The 18,789-nt window shown below is 75.4% G+C and carries 14 protein-coding genes; 12 read left to right on the top strand and 2 right to left on the bottom strand.

Annotation, left to right across the window (positions count from 1 at the left end; translation table 11 throughout):
* The first annotated feature begins 30 nt into the window (after positions 1 to 30).
* The 3 genes from BJP25_RS21120 to BJP25_RS21110 are packed head-to-tail and all read left to right on the top strand — an operon-like array spanning position 31 to position 3,600.
* Positions 31 to 801: a class I SAM-dependent methyltransferase gene (locus BJP25_RS21120; RefSeq protein WP_075976715.1), complete on the top strand. Its 771-nt coding sequence runs from the start codon at positions 31 to 33 to the stop codon at positions 799 to 801.
* Complete coding sequence (locus BJP25_RS21115; RefSeq protein ID WP_075976714.1) at positions 798 to 2,315, top strand: 1,4-alpha-glucan branching protein domain-containing protein; 1,518 nt, start codon at positions 798 to 800, stop codon at positions 2,313 to 2,315. The genes BJP25_RS21120 and BJP25_RS21115 overlap by 4 nt, the downstream gene beginning before the upstream one ends.
* A 31-nt stretch (positions 2,316 to 2,346) precedes the next feature.
* Entirely contained in the window at positions 2,347 to 3,600 is a 1,254-nt protein-coding gene (locus BJP25_RS21110; RefSeq protein WP_075976713.1) for a glycosyltransferase family 4 protein, read from the top strand.
* A gap of 107 nt (positions 3,601 to 3,707) precedes the next feature.
* On the opposite strand, the gene BJP25_RS21105 is transcribed toward BJP25_RS21110, so the two are convergent.
* A complete protein-coding gene (locus tag BJP25_RS21105) occupies positions 3,708 to 4,544 on the bottom strand; it encodes a DegV family protein (RefSeq protein ID WP_075976712.1) in 837 nt (278 codons plus the stop codon).
* 258 nt (positions 4,545 to 4,802) lie between these two features.
* Between BJP25_RS21105 and BJP25_RS21100 the strand changes: the two genes are divergently transcribed.
* From BJP25_RS21100 to mnmA, 7 genes are all read left to right on the top strand, one after another.
* Positions 4,803 to 5,588 carry an electron transfer flavoprotein subunit beta/FixA family protein gene (locus tag BJP25_RS21100; protein WP_075976711.1) on the top strand — a complete coding sequence of 262 codons (786 nt, stop codon included), beginning with the start codon at positions 4,803 to 4,805 and terminating at the stop codon, positions 5,586 to 5,588.
* Positions 5,589 to 5,620: 32 nt separating this feature from the next.
* The gene (locus BJP25_RS21095; RefSeq protein ID WP_075976710.1) at positions 5,621 to 6,586 is read left to right on the top strand and encodes an electron transfer flavoprotein subunit alpha/FixB family protein; all 966 of its coding nucleotides are present in this window, start codon (positions 5,621 to 5,623) and stop codon (positions 6,584 to 6,586) included.
* 240 nt (positions 6,587 to 6,826) lie between these two features.
* Positions 6,827 to 7,582, top strand: a complete 756-nt coding sequence (locus BJP25_RS21090) for a GNAT family N-acetyltransferase (RefSeq protein ID WP_075976709.1) — start codon at positions 6,827 to 6,829, stop codon at positions 7,580 to 7,582.
* Complete coding sequence (locus BJP25_RS21085) at positions 7,579 to 8,472, top strand: lysophospholipid acyltransferase family protein (RefSeq protein ID WP_075976708.1); 894 nt, start codon at positions 7,579 to 7,581, stop codon at positions 8,470 to 8,472. The genes BJP25_RS21090 and BJP25_RS21085 overlap by 4 nt, the downstream gene beginning before the upstream one ends.
* Positions 8,473 to 8,593: 121 nt before the next feature.
* Entirely contained in the window at positions 8,594 to 10,030 is a 1,437-nt protein-coding gene (locus BJP25_RS21080; RefSeq protein WP_143219229.1) for an MFS transporter, read from the top strand.
* A gap of 49 nt (positions 10,031 to 10,079) precedes the next feature.
* Entirely contained in the window at positions 10,080 to 11,297 is a 1,218-nt protein-coding gene (locus tag BJP25_RS21075) for a cysteine desulfurase family protein (protein ID WP_075976706.1), read from the top strand.
* A 1-nt stretch (position 11,298) separates the two neighbouring features.
* Positions 11,299 to 12,387 (top strand): tRNA 2-thiouridine(34) synthase MnmA, encoded by a 1,089-nt coding sequence (gene mnmA / locus BJP25_RS21070; RefSeq protein WP_075976705.1) that lies wholly within the window; start codon positions 11,299 to 11,301, stop codon positions 12,385 to 12,387.
* 61 nt (positions 12,388 to 12,448) lie between these two features.
* Here the strand turns inward: mnmA and BJP25_RS21065 are convergent, their stop codons facing one another.
* On the bottom strand, positions 12,449 to 13,402 hold the full coding sequence (locus BJP25_RS21065; protein WP_075976704.1) for a quinone oxidoreductase family protein: 954 nt from the start codon (positions 13,400 to 13,402) through the stop codon (positions 12,449 to 12,451).
* Positions 13,403 to 13,914: 512 nt separating this feature from the next.
* Between BJP25_RS21065 and BJP25_RS21060 the strand changes: the two genes are divergently transcribed.
* On the top strand, positions 13,915 to 15,606 hold the full coding sequence (locus tag BJP25_RS21060) for a S8 family peptidase (RefSeq protein WP_143219228.1): 1,692 nt from the start codon (positions 13,915 to 13,917) through the stop codon (positions 15,604 to 15,606).
* Positions 15,607 to 15,707: 101 nt separating this feature from the next.
* The gene (locus tag BJP25_RS21055) at positions 15,708 to 18,317 is read left to right on the top strand and encodes a CHAT domain-containing protein (RefSeq protein WP_084794291.1); all 2,610 of its coding nucleotides are present in this window, start codon (positions 15,708 to 15,710) and stop codon (positions 18,315 to 18,317) included.
* Positions 18,318 to 18,789: the final 472 nt, after the last annotated feature.

The raw sequence follows: 18,789 nt of genomic DNA, 5'->3' as shown, positions 1-18,789 counted from the left end.
CGGTAACCGCATCGGCTACCGTCTGCGTCCGTGTCGACCGAAACCCCCGCCGGACCAGACGGCGCCGACCAGCTCCCGCTCACCGGTGAGCGGACCGTGCCCGGCATCGACGTCGAGAACTACTGGTTCCGCCGCCACGAGGCCGCCTACCTGCACCTGGCCCACCACTGCGCGGGCGCGGTGGTGCTGGAGGCGGGCTGCGGGGAGGGCTACGGCGCCGACCTGCTGGCGCGCACCGCGGACCGGGTCGTCGGGCTCGACTACGACGCGACCACCGCGGCGCACGTCGCCAAGGCCTACCCGGGGGTGCGCACCGTGCGCGGCAACCTCGCCGCGCTGCCGGTGCGCACCGGCGCCGTCGACGTGGTGGCGAACCTCCAGGTGATCGAGCACCTGTGGGACCAGGAGGGCTTCCTGCTGGAGTGCCACCGGGTGCTGCGCCCCGGCGGGGTGCTGCTGGTGACCACGCCCAACCGGATCACCTTCTCCCCGGGCCGCGACACCCCGCTCAACCCGTTCCACACCCGCGAGCTGGCGGGCGCCGAGCTGGCCGGGCTGCTGGTGGACGCCGGTTTCACCGTGGAGTTCCTCGGCGGGCTCGGGCACGGCCCGCGGCTGCGCGGGCTCGACGCCGCCCACGGCGGGTCGATCATCGACGCGCAGCTGGCGGTGGCGGTCTCCGGCGACCCGTGGCCCGCCGACCTGCTGGCCGCGGTCACCTCGGTGACCGCCGCGGATTTCGCGGTCAGCGCCGAGGACGTCGACGCCTCCCTCGACCTGGTGGCGGTCGCGCGGGCATGAGCGACCCGATCGGGGGGTTCGCCCTCGTCCTGCACAGCCACCTGCCCTGGCTGCCGCACCACGGCACGTGGCCGGTGGGCGAGGAGTGGCTGTACCAGGCGTGGGCGCACTCCTACCTGCCGCTGGTGGACCTGGTGCGCCGCTTCGCCGAGGAGGGCCGCCGCGACGTGCTCACCCTCGGCGTCACCCCGGTGCTGGCCGCCCAGCTCGACGACCCGCACGCGCTGCGGGCCGCGCACGACTGGCTGGGCAACTGGAACCTGCGCGCCCAGTACGCCGCGACCCGCTGGCAGCACGGCGACCCGCTGCTGCGCGAGGTCGCCGCCGCGCAGTTCCGGGACTCGGCGGCGGCGCTGGCGGAGTTCGAGGGCCGGTGGCGGCACGGGTTCTCCCCGGTGCTGCGCCCGCTGGTGGACGGCGGCGTCGTCGAGCTGATCGGCGGGCCCGCCACGCACCCGTTCCAGCCGCTGCTCGACCCGCGGCTGCGCGCGGCCGCCCTGCGCCTGGGCCTGGACGACACCGCCCTGCGCGTGGGCACCCGGCCCGAGGGCATCTGGGCGCCGGAGTGCGGGTACGCCCCGGGCATGGAGACCGGCTACGCGGCGGCGGGGGTGCGCCGCTTCCTCGTCGACGGCCCGGCCCTGCACGGCGACACCGCCTTCGCCCGCACGGTGGGCGACTCCGACGTGGTGTGCTTCGGCCGCGACCTGGAGGTCACCTACCGCGTCTGGTCGCCCAAGGCCGGCTACCCCGGCGACCCCGCCTACCGCGACTTCCACACGTACGACCACCCCTCCGGCCTCAAGCCGTCCCGGGTCACCGGCCGGGCCGTGGCCCCGCAGGACAAGCGGCCCTACGAGCCCGCGCTGGCCGCCGCGGCCGTCGAGCGGCACGCCGCGGACTTCGTCGACACCGTCGTGCGGCGCCTGCGCGAGCAGCGCGACCGGCACGGCAGGCCCGCGCTCGTGGTCGCGGCCTACGACACCGAGCTGTTCGGGCACTGGTGGTACGAGGGCCCGGCCTGGTTGGAGCGGGTGCTGCGGCTGCTGCCGGAGGCGGGTGTGCGGGTGACGACCCTGCGCGGCGCGCTGGCGGCCGGGTACGTGGGCGGCCGGGTGGACCTGCCCGCCTCGTCGTGGGGCTCGGGCAAGGACTGGCGGGTGTGGGACGGCGAGCAGGTGGCCGACCTGGTGCACGCGGGCGCCGAGCTCCAGCGCGACCTGCTCGACCTGCTGCGCGGGGTTGACCCCGGGCACCGCGACCCGGTGCTCGACCAGGTGGTGCGCGAGGCGCTGCTGGCCCTGTCGAGCGACTGGGCGTTCATGGTCACCAAGGACTCCGCCGCCGACTACGCCCGCCGCCGGGCGAAGGTGCACGGCGAGCGCTACGCCGAGCTGGCCTCGCTGCTGCGGTCGGGTGCCCGGGAGCGCGCCGGGGCGCGGGCCGCCGCCCTGCGGGTGGTGGACGGGCCGTTCGGCCACCTGGACGCCCGGCAGTTCGTTACTCCCGAGTAGGGTTGGCGGACCCGACGGGGAGGATGCCGACGTGCGCGTGCTGATGCTGTCCTGGGAGTACCCACCGGTGGTCATCGGCGGGCTGGGCAGACACGTGCACGCCATCGCGGTCAACCTCGCCGCCCAGGGCCACGAGGTCGTCGTGCTGTGCAGGCACGAGGCGGGCAGCGACGCGGGCACCCACCCCACCACCGACGTGCTCGACGCGGGCGTGCGGGTGGTGCGGGTGGCCGAGGACCCCGCGCACCTGGTGTTCGAGAAGGACCTGGTGGCCTGGACGCTGGCGATGGGGCACGGGATGGTGCGCGCGGGCCTGGCCCTGGTGCGCGACTGGCGCCCGGACGTCGTGCACGCCCACGACTGGCTGGTGACCCACCCGGCCGTCGCCCTCGCCGGGCACGCCGGGGTGCCGCTGGTGGCGACCCTGCACGCCACCGAGGCGGGCAGGCACAGCGGGTGGCTGTCGCAGCCGCTGAACCAGCAGGTGCACTCGGTGGAGTGGTGGCTGGCCAACCGCGCCGACGCGCTCATCACCTGCTCGTCGGCCATGCGCACCGAGGTGGCGCACCTGTTCGAGGTGGACCCGGCGGGCATCGCGGTGATCCACAACGGCATCGAGCCGCGCGGCTGGCGGCCCAGCCCGGCGGCGGTGCGCGCCGCCCGCGCCGCGCACAGCCCCGACGGCGGCCCGCTGCTGCTGTTCTTCGGCAGGCTGGAGTGGGAGAAGGGCGTGCACGACCTGGTCGCCGCCCTGCCCAGGGTGCGCCGCTCGCACCCGGGCACCCGGCTGGTGGTGGCGGGCAAGGGCTCGCAGGCCGGGCCGCTGCTGGACCTGGCCCGCAAGCTGCGGGTGCGCCGCGCGGTGGAGTTCGCGGGCCACCTCGACGACGCCGACCTGGTGGCCACCCTCGCCGCCGCCGACGCGGTGGTGCTGCCCAGCCGCTACGAGCCGTTCGGCATCGTGGCCCTGGAGGCCGCGGCCGTCGGCGCCCCGCTGGTCGCCTCCACCGCGGGCGGCCTGGGCGAGGTCGTCGTCGACGGCCGCACCGGGTTGTCCTTCCCCCCGGGCGACGTCGACGCCCTCACCGCCGCCGTCCGCCACGTCCTCGACGACCCCGCCGCCGCCCGCCGCCGCGCCCGGCTCGCCAAGTCCCGCCTCCCCCAGGACTTCGACTGGGGCCTCATCGCCCGCCAGACCGCCGAGGTCTACGCCCGCGCCACCCCCGGCGCCCACCCGGAGCTGCCCCGCCCCAAGATCGCCACCGGCAACGCGTTCACGACCTGACCCGCACCCCGTCCCGGCCGTGGTCGGCGCGGCGCACCCGGGCGCGGCGCGTCCCGGGCAGGCGCCGCGGGCCGACGGCCCGGTCCGTCCTGACCGGACCGCCGGGGTCAGGTGCCGCTGATGTGGACGCAGAGCGTGCCGGGGCCGGTGTGGACGGCGATGGCGGTGCTGGCCTCGGTCACGATGGTCTCGCGGATGTCGGGGATGGCCTTGCGCAGGCCCTCCAGGACGGTGTTGGCCTGCTCGGGGGCGCCGACGTGCTCGACGGCGACGTCGACGGTGCGGTCGCCCGCGGCCTCGGCGGCCAGGTCGACGAGCTTGCGGACGGCGCGGCCGGTGCCCAGGGAGCGGCCGGTGGGGGCGACCTGGCCGTCCTTGATGGTCAGCAGGGGCTTGACCGACAGCGCCGAGCCGATGAGGTGCGCGGCGGCGCCGATGCGCCCGCCCGCGCGCAGGTAGTCGAGGGTCTCGACGTGGATGAGGGTGGTGCTGGCGCCCAGGCGGCGCTGGAGGGTGTCGATGACCCGGGCGGGGCTGCCGCCCGCGCCCGCGACCCTGGCCGCGCCGGTGACCGCGTAGCCCATGGTCATGCCCATGTTGCCGGAGTCGACCACCTCGACCGGGAAGCGCAGCTGCGCGGCGGCCTCGCGGGCGTGCTCGACGGTGGTGGACTGCTTGGCGGAGATGTGGACGGACACCACCGCGTCGGCGCCGTCCTCGGCGGCGGCGCGGTAGGCCCAGTAGAACGCCGCGGGCGGCGGCGGCTCGGTCGAGACCGGCAGGGCGCCGCGCATGGCCTCGACCACGGCCGCGGGCGGGATGCGCCGCTCGTCGTCGACCTGGTCGGCGACGTGGATGCGGATCGGGATCACGCGGATGCCCCACTGCCGCGCCACCTCCGGCGGCAGCGAGGAGGTGGAGTCGGTGACGATCGCGACCCTCATGCGATGACCCTAACCGCTCGGCGGGGGGTGCCGGGCCGGGTTCGGCGAGCACGCGGTGAGCACCGTCACGCATACTGCGACAGCTCGTGGTTGCACGCGCGCTACTGACGGGTAACATTGCGGTGGAAAAGGCGCCACGTGCCCAGCCGGCCGCAGGGCTTGGCAAGGTCAGCCGAACCGAACACGTTCATACCACGGTGCGCTGCCCGCCACGATCGGCGGTCCACGGTGCTCGTCCCGGGAGGTCGAAGAAGACCCATGCCTAACATCGTTGTCCTGGTCAAGCAGGTGCCCGACACCTACTCGGAGCGCAAGCTGTCCGACTCCGACCACACGCTGGACCGCGAGTCCGCCGACGCGGTCCTCGACGAGATCAACGAGCGCGCCGTCGAGGAAGCGCTGCTGATCAAGGAGGCGCAGGGCGGCGAGGTCACCGTGCTCAGCGTCGGCCCCGACCGCGCCACCGAGGCGATCCGCAAGGCGCTGTCGATGGGCGCGGACAAGGCGCTGCACGTCTCCGACGAGGCCCTGCACGGCTCCTGCGTCATCCAGACCTCGAAGGTCATCGCCGCCGCCATCGGCAAGGTCGACTCGGTCGACCTGGTCATCGCGGGCAACGAGGCCACCGACGGCCGCTCCGGCGCCGTCCCGGCCATCCTCGCCGAGCTGCTGGGCTACCCGCAGCTGACCCACGCCCGCAAGGTCGAGATCGACGGCACCAGCATCAAGGTGACCCGCGAGACCGACGAGGGCCTGACCCACCTCGAGGCGAGCCTGCCCGCGGTGGTCAGCGTCGGCGAGAAGATCAACGAGCCGCGCTACCCCTCCTTCAAGGGCATCATGGCCGCGAAGAAGAAGCCGGTGCAGACCCTGACCATCGCCGACCTGGGCATCGACGCCGGTTCGGTGGGTCTGGGCAGCGCGACCTCCAAGGTCGTCGAGGTCGCCCCGAAGCCGCCGCGCGCGGCCGGTCAGCGGGTCGAGGACGAGGGTGACGGCGGTTCGCGGATCGCCGAGTACCTGGTCGGCCAGAAGATCATCTGACAACCGCAGCGAGAGGGAAGGGAGCAACCACCATGTCCGAGGTCCTGGTCCTCGTCGAGCACGTCGACGGCGAGATCAAGAAGGTCACCTTCGAGCTGCTGACCGCGGCGCGCGCCCTGGGCGAGCCGTCCGCGGTGGTCGTCGGCACGTCCGGCACGGCCGCCAAGCTCAAGGAGTCGCTGGCCCAGTACGGCGCCGAGAAGGTCTACGTCGCCGAGTCCGACGACGCCACCGGCTACCTGGTCACCCCGAAGGTCGACGTGCTGGCCGCGCTGGTCGGCGCCAAGTCGCCGGTGGCGGTGCTCGTCGCGGCGACCGCCGACGGCAAGGAGGTGGCCGGTCGGCTGGCCGCCCGCACCGGGTCCGGCCTGCTGGTCGACGCCGTCGGCCTGGAGGGCGAGGGCGGCGTGACCGCCGTGCAGTCCATCTTCGGCGGCGCGTTCACCGTCAAGTCCCAGGCCACCACCGGCACCCCGGTCGTGTCCGTGCGCCCCGGTGGCGTGGAGGCCGCCGAGGCCTCCGGCGCGGCGGCCGAGGAGGTCGTGGAGGTCCCCGCGACCGACGCGGCCAAGGCCACCCGCATCACCGGTGTCGAGCCGATCGTCGGCGGCGACCGCCCCGAGCTCACCGAGGCCTCGATCGTGGTCTCCGGTGGCCGCGGCGTCGGCGCGGCGGAGAAGTTCGACGTCGTCGAGAAGCTGGCCGACTCGCTGGGCGCCGCCGTCGGCGCGTCCCGCGCGGCGGTCGACTCCGGGTACTACCCGGCGCAGTTCCAGGTCGGCCAGACCGGCAAGACGGTCTCCCCGCAGCTCTACGTCGCGCTGGGCATCTCCGGCGCGATCCAGCACCGCGCGGGCATGCAGACCTCGAAGACCATCGTCGCGGTGAACAAGGACGCCGAGGCGCCGATCTTCGAGATCGCCGACTTCGGCGTCGTCGGCGACCTGTTCGCCGTCGCCCCGCAGCTGACCGACGAGGTCGCCAAGCGCAAGGGCTGAGCCCCCGCGCGCACGTCCCGGCAGGGCGGTCACCCCACGTGGGTGGCCGCCCTGCCCGTTTCCCCGGTTCGCCGCAACCGGCTCACCCGACAGGCGCACACCCGGTGCCCGGTTCCCGCGACCCCCGCCCCACCTGCGCCGATGCCCGGATCCGCGTGAGATAACCGTTAACTCAACCTCCACCGACCGGTCACGAGATCGCTCCCGCGCAGGTCGCCTCGCCGGGCAGACCCTGGAGCCATGACGCGGACCCAGGTGCTGCTGAGCACACCGACGCCGGGAACCGACACCACCCAGTACTCGCTGCTCGTCGCGCACGAGGGCGCCGACGTGGAGGCCGCGCAGCGGTTGCGGCACCGGGTGTTCGCCGAGGAGATGGGCGCGACCCTGCACACGTCCCGCCCCGGCCTCGACGTCGACGGGTTCGACGAGCTCTGCGACCACCTCGTCGTCCGCCACGACCCCACGGGCGAGATCGTCGGCACCTACCGGATGCTGCCGCCCGGGCGCGCCGACCGCCTCTACTCCGACACCGAGTTCGACCTGTCCGCCCTGGCCGACCTGCGCCCCGCGCTGGTGGAGACCGGCCGCTCCTGCGTGCACCCGGACCACCGCTCCGGCGCCGTGGTCAGCCTGGTGTGGGCGGGCATCGCCCGGTACATGCTGCTGTCCGGGCACTCCTGGCTCGCCGGGTGCGCCTCGGTGCCGCTGGCCGACGGCGGCGACCTGGCCGCGGGCGTGTGGCGGACCGTGCGCGCCAAGCACTACGCCGAGGAGGCCCACCGGGTCGTCCCGCACACCCCGTGGCCCGCCCCCGAGCCCACCGGGCGCCCGGTCGTGCCGCCGCTGCTGCGCGGGTACCTGCGGCTGGGCGCGAAGGTGTGCGGTCCGCCCGCCCTGGACGTCGACTTCGGCGTCGCGGACTTCTTCGTGCTGCTCGACCTGGCCGGTGTCGACGAGCGCTACCTGCGCTTCTTCCTCGGGGACGCGCGGTGAGCCACGCCTGGATGCCGACCTCGCCGTGCGGGCCCGCGTGCCTGACCGGCGACGAGCCCGCGGTGGGCGCCCTGCGCGCCGGGCTGCGCGTGGCGGGCGCGGTGGCGGTGCTGCTGCTGTGCGTGCTCGCGGTGCCGGTCCTGCCGCTGGTGGGCTCGGACCGCTTCGCCCGGTTCGTCTTCCGCTCCCTGCTGCGCGCCTTCGGGGTGCGCCTGGAGGTCACCGGCGCGGCGGCGCTGCGGGCGGCCCGCGGCCGCGGCGCGCTGGTGGCCACCAACCACATCTCCTGGCTGGACATCGCCGCGGTCAACGCGGTGCGCCCGATGAAGGCGCTGGCCAAGCTCGACATCAAGGCCTGGCCGGTGCTGGGCCGGGTGGTGGCCGCGGCGGGCACGGTGTTCCTGGACCGGGAGAGCCTGCGCGCGCTGCCCGCCACCATGGCGCGGCTGTCGGACGTGCTGCGCTCGGGCGCCCACGTCTACGCCTGCCCCGAGGGCACCACCTGGTGCGGGCAGGGCGGCGGCCGGTTCCGGCACGCGGTGTTCCAGGCCGCGATCGACGGCGGTGTGCCGGTGCGGCCGATCGCGCTGCGCTTCCGGATGGCCGACGGGCGGGAGACCACCGCGCCGGCGTTCATCGGCGACGAGACCATCGTGGACTCGGTGCGCCGGGTGGCCCGCCTGCGCGGGCTGGTGCTGGAGGTGCACGTCCTCGACGAGCTGGCCCCCGGCCGCGCGGGCACCCGCCGGGAGCTGGCCGCGCTCACCGAGGCGGCGATCAACTCCGCCCTGGGCCGCGCCACGACCCCGGTCCGCAAGCGGATCCCCGCCCAGCAGCGCCGCACCACCACCCGGCGACCGTCCCTGCCGCAGCTGCGCCAGGGGGCTTGACCAACATCCCCGACCGCCGTCCCGGCCGACAACGGAGTCCCGGGGCGGCACCTCGACCGCCGCACCCGACCGCCCCGACCGCCCCGCCGCGGTGGGGCGGTTCCCGTTTGTTGGCAACCGAATGTCATCCGTCCGGGAAAACGGGGTGGACCTGCACCCGGGTGGAGGTTGCACGATGGGGGGCGTGACCACCGCCGACGCCGTCGAGGACCGGTCGACGACCGTGTGGAGCGCGCCCTACCGGCGCACCACGGCCGCGATCCTGCTGCTCATCACCATCGCCGCCTTCGAGCAGATGGGGGTCAGCACCGCCATCCCCCGGATGCTCACCGACCTCGGCGGCACCGAGCTGTACTCGTGGCCGTTCACCGTCTACCTGTCCGCGTCGGTGGTCGCCACGGTGGTCGGCGGGCGGATCGCCGACCGGGTGGGCCCCGGGCGGGTGCTCTACGTCGCCCCGGCGGTGTTCCTCGCCGGGCTGCTGGTGGCGGGCACCGCGCAGGAGATGGTGCAGCTGCTGGTCGGCCGGGCCCTGCAGGGCATCGGCACCGGCGGCGAGGTCACCGCCATCTACGTGCTCATCGCGGGGGTCTACCCGCCGCGGCTGCGGCCCGCGGCGTTCGGGGCGATGGCGAGCGCCTGGGTGCTGCCGTCGATCGTCGGGCCCGCTGGCGCCGGGCTGGTCACCGAGCACCTGGGGTGGCGGTGGGTGTTCCTCGCCCTCGCCCCGCTGGCCCTGCTCGGCGCGCTGCTGCTGATCCCCGCGCTGCGCGGGTCCGCCCGCCCGGAGCGCGCCACCCCGGCCCGCAAGGGCTTCGCCGCCGCCGCTGCCGCCGCCGCTGCCGGGGTGCCCATGCTCAGCTGGGCCGCCCAGCACCTGTCGTGGTGGCCGCTGGGCCTGGTGGGCATGGCGCTGCTCGCCGTCGCCCTGCGGGTGCTGCTGCCCAAGGGCACCCTGCGTGCCGCGCGCGGCCTGCCCAGGGTGGTCTTCGCGCGGGGGCTGTTCAGCGCGGCCTTCCTCAGCGTCGAGGCGTTCGTCCCGCTCACCCTCACCGCCGTGCACGGCTACTCGCCCGCGCTGGCGGGCCTGCCGCTCACCGTCAGCGCCCTGGGCTGGTCCGCGGCCTCGCACTACCAGGGCAAGCACCCGGAGATCCAGCGCTCCGCGCTCATCCGCGCCGGGTTCGCCGTGGTGGCCCTCGGCGTGCTCGGGATGGCGCTGGTGGCGCTGCCGGGCACCCCGGCGTGGGTGGCCGCGCCGAGCTGGCTGCTGGCCGGGGCGGGCATGGGGATGGCGTTCCCGTCGATCAACGTGCTGGCGCTCGGGCAGGCCGCCGAGGACGAGCGGGGCGCGGCGTCCTCGGCGCTGCAGGTGTCCGACACGGTGTTCTCCGCGACCGCGATCGCCTTCGGCGGGGTGCTGCTGGTCGGGCTGGCCTCGGCCGCCGCCCCCACCGCCGCGGTGCTCGTCCTCGGCCTCACCATGGGTTGTGTCGCCCTGGGCGGGGCGCTGCTGTTCCGGGGGGTGCGCGACCCCGCGCCGGTGGGCACCGTGTGAGGTGGCTCGTTCCGCCGACCGCGCGCGGCGGTCTACCCTGGGGAGTGCGATGACCTATCTCGACCACGCAGCGACCACGCCGATCCTCCCGGAGGCGGTGGCCGCCCTGACCTCGGCGTTGACCACCCCCGGCAACGCCTCGTCGCTGCACACCTCCGGCCGCCGCGCGCGGCGCGCCGTCGAGGAGGCCAGGGAGTCCATCGCGGGCGCGCTGGGCGCCCGGCCGTCGGAGGTGCTGTTCACCTCCGGGGGCACCGAGAGCGACAACCTCGCGGTCAAGGGCATCTTCTGGGCGCGGCGGGCCCAGGACCCCCGGCGCACGAGGGTGCTGGTGTCGGCGGTGGAGCACCACGCCGTGCTCGACGCCGCGCTGTGGCTGGCCGAGCACGAGGGCGCCGAGGTCACCCTCCTGGAGGTCGACGACTTCGGCCGCGTGCACGAGGACACCCTGCGCGCGGCCATCGCCGAGGCCCCCGACGAGGTGGCCCTGGTCAGCGTGATGTGGGCGAACAACGAGGTTGGCACGGTCAACCCGGTGCGCGAGCTGGCGGGCACCTGCGCCGCGCACGGCATCCCGTTCCACACCGACGCCGTGCAGGCCGTGGGCGCCGTGCCGGTGGACTTCGCCGCCAGCGGCGCCTCCGCGCTCACCATCAGCGGGCACAAGGTCGGCGGCCCCTACGGCGTCGGCGCGCTGCTGCTGGCCCGCGACGTGGCGTGCACACCGGTCGCGCACGGCGGCGGGCAGGAGCGCGACGTGCGCTCGGGCACCCTCGACGTCCCGGCGATCGCCGCCATGGCCGTCGCGGTCGAGGTCGCGGTGGCCCAGCGCGCCGAGCGCGCCGCCCGGCTGGCCGCGCTGCGCGACGAGCTGGTCGCGGGCGTGCTCGCGCGGGTGCCCGACGCGGTGCTCAACGGCGACCCCGGCGAGTCCGCCGTGGACGACGGCCCGTCGCGGCTGCCGGGCAACGCGCACCTGACCTTCCCCGGCTGCGAGGGCGACAGCCTGCTCATGCTGCTCGACGCCCGGGGCATCGAGTGCTCCACCGGCTCGGCCTGCACCGCGGGCGTGGCCCAGCCCAGCCACGTGCTGCTGGCCATGGGCGTGGAGCCCGCGCTGGCCCGCGGCTCGCTGCGGTTCTCCCTCGGCCACACCTCCACCGTCGCCGACGTGCGGGCGCTGGCCGAGGCCATCGGCCCGGTGGTCGAGCGGGCGCGCAGCGCGGGCCTGGCGGGCCTGCGCAGGCGCCGCGCGGCGGAGGTCTGACGTGCGGGTCCTGGCGGCGATGAGCGGTGGGGTCGACTCGGCCGTGGCCGCGGCGCGGGCGGTCGAGGCGGGCCACGACGTCACCGGCGTGCACCTGGCCCTGTCGGCCAAGCCCGGCACGCTGCGCACCGGGTCCCGGGGCTGCTGCACGGTGGAGGACGCCCACGACGCCCGCCGGGTGGCCGACCTGCTCGGCATCCCGTTCTACGTCTGGGACTTCGCCGAGCGGTTCACCGAGGACGTCGTCGACGACTTCGTCGCCGAGTACGCCGCGGGCCGCACCCCCAACCCGTGCCTGAAGTGCAACGAGCGGATCAAGTTCGAGGCGCTGCTGGACAAGGCGGTGGCGCTGGGCTTCGACGCGGTCTGCACCGGGCACTACGCCCGGCTCGCCGTGGTCGACGGGCGCCCGGAGCTGCGCCGCGCCGCCGACCTGGGCAAGGACCAGTCCTACGTGCTGGCCTCGCTGACCCCCGACCAGCTCGCGCACGCGCTGTTCCCGCTCGGCGGCTCGGTGAAGTCCGACGTGCGCGCCGAGGCGCAGGCGCGCGGGCTCGCGGTCGCGGAGAAGCCGGACAGCTACGACATCTGCTTCATCCCCGACGGCGACACCCGCGGGTTCCTGCGCGGCAAGCTCGGTGACCGCCCCGGTCAGCTCGTCGACGACGCGACCGGCGCGGTGCTCGGCGTGCACGCCGGGGTGCACGGGTTCACCGTCGGCCAGCGGCACGGCCTGGGCATCGACGCCCCGGCCCCGGACGGCAAGCCGCGCTACGTGCTGTCGCTGGAGCCGGTGACCGCCACCGTGCGGGTGGGTCCGGCCGAGCGGCTGGCCGTGCGCGAGATCGTCGCCCACCGGCCGGTGTGGCCCTCCGGGCAGGCGCTGGCGGGCGAGGTGGAGTGCGTGGCCCAGGTGCGCGCGCACGGCGGCACGTCCGCCGCGCGCGCCTCGTTCGCCGGGGGCGCGCTCGTGGTGCGCCCGTCGGCGCGGCTGACCGGCGTGGCCCCGGGGCAGGCGGTGGTGCTCTACCGCCCGGACCCCGGCGGCGACGTCGTCCTCGGCAGCGGGATGATCTCCGCGACCAGCTAGGCCGTGCTCTCCGGCCCGCCGCGAGGACGCCCCGGGCGGGCGCCCGCGCACGGGCCGCGGGTCAGCGGGTCGGGTCCAGCAGCAGCTTGCCCACGGTCCGGCGCGCCCGCAGGTCCTCGTGCGCGGTGCGGGCGTCGGCCAGCGCGTACTCCCCGCCGCCGACCACCTTCAGGCTGCCCTCCAGCGCGGCGGCCATCAGCTCGTCGACCGCCCGCTGCATCAGTCCCGGCTTGCCGAAGGCGTGCGGCAGCCACAGCCCGCTGACCGTCGTCGAGTGCGACAGCAGCGACGGCAGCTTCACCGGCTTGGGCTGCTCCCGGCTGGCCATGCCGAAGAACGCCAGGCGCCCCAGCGGGGCCAGCGCGGCGATGCTCTGGTCGGTGACCCGCCCGCCGGTCATCTCCAGCACCACGTCGACCCGCTTGCCGCCGTTGGCCGCCCGGATGGCCCCGACCAGGTCCTCCTCGGCCGGGTCGATGGCCGCGTCCGCGCCCAGCGACAGGGCGAGGTCGCGCTTGTCCTGGGTGCTCGCCGAGGCGATGACCCGACCCGCGCCCATGGCCTTGGCCAGCTGCACCGCCAGCGTGCCGACCCCGCCCGCGGCCGCGTGCACGAGCACCGACTCGCCGGGTTCGAGGTGCGCGGCGGTGCGCAGCAGCAGCCACGCCGTCGTCCCCTGCACCACCAGGCCCAGCGCGGTGAGGTCGTCGACGCCGTCGGGCACCTCGAAGCTCATCGCCAGCGGCGCCGCGGCCCGCTCGGCGTACCCGCCCGCGTTGAGCATCGACACCAGCCGCCTGCCGTCCGGGGTGGTGCCGACGACCTCGTTGCCGGGCACCAGCGGGAGCGAGGCGGGGGCCAGGTAGCTGTTCTCGGCGTTGTGCGTGTCGGCGTAGTTGATGCCCGCCCGCGACACCTCCAGCAGCACCTCCCCCTCGCCCGGCACGGGGTCGGGCAGCTCGGTGGGCACCAGCACCTCGGGGCCGCCGAACTCGGTGATCTGGATGGCGCGCACGGGTTCTCCTGCTCTGCTCTGGGCCGGGACCACGCGACCCTATCCCCGGCCGCGCCCCGCACCACCGGTCACCCTGCGTGCCCGCCGGGTGCCCGCGACCGGATGACCAGCGGGCCGCGAGGGGAGCGCGAGGCGGGCCGGAACTGGTTCCGGCGAGCGCGTGCCCCGGCGACCGGGAAAAAGTCCTCCGGCACCCGCGCGGGTCAGCCCGAACGGCGTCGCTCACCTGAGTGACGACGTCTACCGCACCGCCGGTCGTCCCCACGGCGGATCGGCCCACGTCACACCGGCATGGGCTGATCGGGTGGGTGAGTGACGGGGCTGATCACATTTTGTGGCGGATCCAGTCGTGAAACAGGTCGGCGTTCACCCGTTACGCACGCAGTTGCTCCATCGACGTATCTGATGGCGGCCGTCCTGCTCTACTACCCGTGAGCGGACGGGTGCGTGACCGCGCACCGGCCGTGACCGACAACCTGCAACCTGCACCGGGGTGGCTATCCATGGCGAGCATGAGCCCAAGCGGCGACCAGCAGACCACCGACGCCGACGGCGCGGACGCGCTCGGCGTGTCCGAGGTGGCGGGCCCGTCCTCCTCGGTGCTCCTGCGCCACCGCGCGCGGTTCCTCAACCCCGCCACCGCACTGCCGGGCCGCGACCACCGCAGGCCCGACTCCACCGCCTACCGGGCCGACACCCTGCTGGTGCCGCTGCGCCTGGCCACCGACCCCGAGCGGATCGCGGAGTTCAACGCCGCCCTGGCCCCGCTGGGCGCCGAGCTGGTCGTGCGGTTGCCCGCCACCGAGCGCTGGCAGGCCGCCGTCGCCGCGTTCGACCCCGGCTACGCGGTGCCGGTGCTGCTGCGCTGCCTGGAGGACTCCCTCGCCGACGCGACCCCCGACCCCTGGCGGGTGCTGGTGCGCCTGCGCCGCAAGTTCGACGACGAGCTGCTGGACGGCATCGGCCTGGAGCACCTGACCCACGCCGCCGCGGTGGAGATGGAGGGCGCCCCGTTCGGCTCGGGCGTGCCCTTCGGCTCCGGTGTGCCGTTCGGGTCCGGTGTGCCGTTCGGGTCGGGCGTGCCGTTCGGCTCCGGCGTCGGCGGCGGCGGGGTCGCCATGGCCACCGGCGCGCGCAACCCGGTGCGGGTGTTCCTGCCCGAGCCGCACCGCACCGCCGACCCGACCACCCTGCCCTCCGGGCGCCGCCCGGTGGTGGCGGTGCTCGACACCGGCATCGGCGAGCACCCGTGGCTGCGGGTCGGCCCGGTGGCCGAGGACCCGGTGGTCGAGGTGTCGCCGGAGTTCCAGCTGCTGCTGGCCGACCTGGAGTCCACGCTGACCGACGCCACCGGCGGGGTCATGCCCACCCTGGTGTCCCCGACCGAGCAGCGCGACGTGCTCCAGCCGCTGCTGGGGGTCACCGACTCGCACTCCGGGCACGGCACCTTCGTCAGCGGCCTGGTGTTCCAGAACTGCCCCGACTCGCGCGTGCTGTCCCTGCGCGTGCTGCACACCGACGGCATCACCACCGACGCCTCGGTGCTGCTGGCCCTGGAGTGGCTGCGCCAGCGGGTGCGCAACGCCCTGGACAACGGCGTCACCGCGGACCTGGTGGACGTGGTGTCGGTGTCGCTGGGCTTCTACCCCGAGCACACCGACCACCAGACCGGGCTGCTGCTGGCCGAGGCCGTGCGCAAGCTGACCGACATGGGCGTGGTCGTGGTCGCCGCCGCGGGCAACGACGCCACCACCCGCCCGTTCGTCCCCGCCGCCCTGGCGCTCAACCCCGACGGCTCCAACACCACCAACCCGCTGCTGGTCGCCGTCGGCGCGCTCAACGCCTCCGGCCGCACCGTCGCCGCCTTCTCCAACGAGGGCGACTGGGTCACCCGCTGGGCCCCGGGCAACGCCGTGGTCTCCACCGTGCCGCTGTGGCAGGGCCCCGAGGGCTGCGGGCTGTCCACCCCCGGCGACGGCAACCCCCGGATGGCGCGCACCTCGCCCGACCCGGACGACCTCACCACCGGGTTCGCGGTGTGGGCGGGCACCTCCTTCGCCACCCCGGTGGTGGCGGGCATGCTCGCGCGCAGGCTGGTCGAGTCCGAGGACGCCACCTCCGACGCCGACCGGGTGGCCCGCGCCCGCACCGCGCTGGAGGCCACCGACGGCGACCTGCGCGGCCTGGGCTGGATCACGGACTGACCGGTTCGCGCCTCAGCCGTCCGGTCCAGCGCGCCCGACCGGACGGCTGAGGCGCGCAACGCCCGGGACAACGCGCGTGCGCCGGTGGGTACTGTCACCCCATGGCGGGTCGACCTGGGGCGGTGCGGGCGCGCGGGCGGACCGCCCTGTCCCGCGCCACCGCCCTGTGGGAGCGCGAGCGCAAGGCGGTCTACGCCTACCAGTTCGCCACCGCCCGGTCGCTGGCCGAGCAGGCGCTGGAGCTCATCGCCCGCGCCCCCGCCGACCAGGACCTGCTCGCCGTGCGCATCCGGGTGCTGGTCACCGCCTCCTACGCCGACACCGAGGTGGGCGAGGTCGACCGCGGCCTGGCCCGGCTCGACGCCGCCGACCGGCTGCTCGACGACCTGGCCGACCCGGTGCTGCGCAAGGAGTTGCACCTGCTCTCCCGCGAGCAGCGGGGTTTCCAGCTCATCCGGGTGGGGCGCACCGAGGAGGGCCTGGGCACCCTAGACGAGATCGCCGACGAGCTGGAGCGCGACCTCGCCGCGGGCGTCGGGCAGCCCAGCGTGCTGGCGATCCTGCACCTCAACCGCAGCCTCGCGCACATCGGCCTGGGCGCCACCACCGCCGCCGACGCCGAGGCCGAGCGGTGCGCGCGGCTGGTCGCCGAGCACGACCTCGACCCGATCATCGCCATGAAGGCCCGGCACAACCAGGGCTACCTGGCTTACCTCTCCGGCGACATGCCCACCGCGCTGCGCCGCTACGAGGAGTCCGCCCGCATCTGCGCCGACCTGGCCCCGAGCCTGCTGCCGGTGGTGCGCCTGGACCAGGCCCGCGCGATGCTCGCCGCGGGCCTGGCCGACGAGGCCGCCCGCAACCTCGACGAGGCGCTGCCGGTGCTGCGCAAGCAGCGCGGCGGGCAGGACCTGGCCGAGGCCCAGGTCGCCCGCGCCGCCGCGGCCCTGCTCGGCGGCGACCCGGACGCGGCGCAGAAGCGCGCCAGGGCCGCCCGCGACGGGTTCACCAAGCGCGGCAACCGGCGCTGGGCGGCCATCGCGGAACTGGCCGCGGTCCGCGCCCAGGCCTGGTCGGTGGTCGACACCCGGCGCACCCCGCCCGCCACCCTGGTCGCCAGGGCGCAGCGGCTGGCCGCCGAGCTGGGCGAGCTGGGCCTGTCCGACGAGCGCGCCCTGGCCCTGCTGCTGGCCACCCGCATGCTGCTGCGCCGCGGCGAGGTCGACGCCGCCCGCGCCCTGCTGCGCGAGGTGCCCCGGCCCCGCTCGACCACCCCCGTCGACCACCGGATGCTGCTGCGGCTGTGCCGGGCGGAGCTGGCCATCGAGACCGGGGTCCCGCGCCGCGCCCTCGACGAGGCCAGGGCGGGCCTGCAGGAGCTGGGCGAGGTCCGCGACCGGATGGGCGGCATGGAGCTGGTGTGCGGCACCGCCGTGCACGGCCAGGAGCTCGGGGAGCTGGCCGTGCGCCACGTCCTCGACCGCCGCCGCCCCGACGCCCGGGTGCTCTTCGACTGGCTGGAGCGCACCCGCGCGCAGGTCTACCGCTACGAACCGCTGCCGGTCAGCCTCCCCCCGCAGGTCGCCGCCAAGGCGGCCGAGCTGCGCTACACCAAGCGCGCCGTGCAGTCGGCCCGGCTCGCGGGCAGGCCGGTGGACCGCCTGGAGAAGCAGAGCGCGCTGCTGGAGCGCGAGGTCTACCAGAGCGGCTGGTCGGCCGTGGCCGTCGGCAGCCCCCGCCCGGTCGCCACCCTCGCCCGCGTCACCGGCGCGCTGGGCCGCCGGGCCCTGGTCTCCTTCGCCACCACCGACGGCGAGCTGCTCGCCGTCGTCGCCACCACCGACCACACCGACCTGCTGCGCCTCGGGGACTTCGCCGAGGCCGCCGAGCAGGCCGCCCGCCTGCACGCCGACCTCGACGTGCTGGCCCCCGACACGCTGCCCCCACCGGTCGTCGACGTCGTCAAGGCCTCCGCCGCCCGCTCCGCCGCCAAGCTCGACGACCAGCTCCTGCGCCCCCTGCTGCCCAGCATCGGTGACCGCGAGGTCGTCGTCGTGCCCACCGGCCCCCTCTACGCGGTCCCGTGGGGCAGCCTGCCCTCCCTGCGCGGACGGTCGGTCGTCGTCGCCCCCTCCGCGACGGCCTGGCTCACCGCCGAGGAGTCCCCGGCCTCTTCAGGCGGCTCCACCCTGCTGGCCAGGGGCCCGCACCTGACCGGCCAGGTCGCGGAGGACGAGCGGTTGCTCGCGGTCTACCCCGGCGCGGTGCTGATGGACGAGCGCTCGGCCACCGTCAGCGCCGTCCTCGACTCCCTCGACGGCGCCGCGCTGGCCCACCTCGCCGCCCACGGTGAGCACGAACCCACCAACGCCCTGTTCTCCCGCCTGGAACTGGCCGACGGCCCCCTCTTCGCCTACGAGGTCACCCGCCTGCGCCAACCCCCGAGGCAGGTCGTGCTCGCCGCCTGCGAGCTGGCGCTGAACTACGTGCGCCCAGGGGACGAGGCCCTGGGGTACGCGGGCGCCCTGCTGGCGGGCGGGGTGCGCACCGTGGTGGCCGCCACCAGCCGCGTGGGTGACGCGGCCGCCGCCAACGCCATGGCCGAGTACCACCAGGCCTTGGCCGATGGCGCCACCCCCGCTCGGGCTTTGGCCGCCACCATCGCCCAGGACCCCTACCGCCGCCCCTTCATCTGCTTGGGCGCTGGCTAGCCTTTCTTCCGCTGCGCTGGCTCTTGCCGGCTGCGCCGGTTCTCCGCTGCGCGGGGCTCTTGAAGAGCGGGGGGTTGGGTCGGTGGCCCGGTTGGGTGGATCCGCTTGGCTGGAGCCCCTACGGCGATCATGTGCTGCGGGCGGGGAAAAGGCGGGCTGAAAAGACGCCCGCCCGTCCCGTTGGGGTAGCACATGATCGCCTTCCCCAGCCAAGCGGATCCACCCAACCGGGCGGTGCTCGTTGTCCGGGTTCGGCTTGGGTGGGTGGTCGCCTTCTCGGGCCACTGTGGCTCATGCTGGCGCGGGGGTAGCCCGGGCAAGGGGACCCCTGTTTTCAACGTTACCGGCAGGGAGCGACGAAACTCGACCACCGCGAGAGGGCTGTGGACAACTCGGCCAGCTGGCTCATGGCGCCAGACACCGGTGTCCTCCCGGTTTTCCTTCTTGGCCGCGGCCCCAGCTTTTCCCGCTC

The organism is Actinokineospora bangkokensis, from assembly GCF_001940455.1.
In the GTDB taxonomy this organism is placed as follows: Bacteria; Actinomycetota; Actinomycetes; order Mycobacteriales; family Pseudonocardiaceae; genus Actinokineospora; species Actinokineospora bangkokensis.
This window is presented reverse-complemented; position numbering and strand designations above follow the sequence as displayed.

Bases quoted from the DNA above. Each gene is read 5' to 3' on its own strand.
- BJP25_RS21060 (WP_143219228.1), top strand. From the start codon at position 13,915: ATGAGCCCAAGCGGCGACCAGCAGACCACCGACGCCGACGGCGCGGAC.
- BJP25_RS21090 (WP_075976709.1), top strand. From the start codon at position 6,827: ATGACGCGGACCCAGGTGCTGCTGAGCACACCGACGCCGGGAACCGAC.
- BJP25_RS21105 (WP_075976712.1), bottom strand. From the start codon at position 4,544: ATGAGGGTCGCGATCGTCACCGACTCCACCTCCTCGCTGCCGCCGGAG.
- BJP25_RS21095 (WP_075976710.1), top strand. From the start codon at position 5,621: ATGTCCGAGGTCCTGGTCCTCGTCGAGCACGTCGACGGCGAGATCAAG.
- BJP25_RS21075 (WP_075976706.1), top strand. From the start codon at position 10,080: ATGACCTATCTCGACCACGCAGCGACCACGCCGATCCTCCCGGAGGCG.
- BJP25_RS21080 (WP_143219229.1), top strand. From the start codon at position 8,594: ATGTCATCCGTCCGGGAAAACGGGGTGGACCTGCACCCGGGTGGAGGT.
- BJP25_RS21055 (WP_084794291.1), top strand. From the start codon at position 15,708: ATGGCGGGTCGACCTGGGGCGGTGCGGGCGCGCGGGCGGACCGCCCTG.
- BJP25_RS21100 (WP_075976711.1), top strand. From the start codon at position 4,803: ATGCCTAACATCGTTGTCCTGGTCAAGCAGGTGCCCGACACCTACTCG.
- BJP25_RS21115 (WP_075976714.1), top strand. From the start codon at position 798: ATGAGCGACCCGATCGGGGGGTTCGCCCTCGTCCTGCACAGCCACCTG.